This is a genomic window from Tamlana crocina (assembly GCF_012037625.1).
In genome coordinates, this window is sequence record NZ_JAAVJS010000678.1 from 1 (window position 1) to 323 (window position 323).

The following is a 323-nucleotide window of genomic DNA, read 5'->3' on the forward strand; positions in this document are numbered from 1 at the left end:
TGCTTATTGGAATTGTACTATATTTTGTAGCGCCCTGGTTTAAGGCTTTTGGAGAAGTAGGTATGGGTGGTGTTATGAAAGATTCAACATTGCGTCTTTATCTGGTTGAACACCCACTGATCATGATAATTTCAGTGATCCTTATCACTGTGGGTTACTCTAAACATAAGAAGAAGCTTACCTCAAGACCAAAGTTCAAGACACTGGCGATATTTTATACCCTCGCCCTTATCTTTATGTTGTCCAGAATACCATGGAGTTCATGGTTCTAAAGGATTGTTCTAATTAAGAGAATATAGACCGGGAAATGGTCGCTGTAGCCT

Annotated in this window: 1 pseudogene; it reads left to right on the plus strand. The window is 39.3% G+C overall.

Features of this window, described 5'->3' with window-relative positions:
- Positions 1 to 272, plus strand: a pseudogene (locus tag HC176_RS19805) (hypothetical protein); the annotation flags it as partial.
- Positions 273 to 323 lie beyond the last annotated feature (51 nt).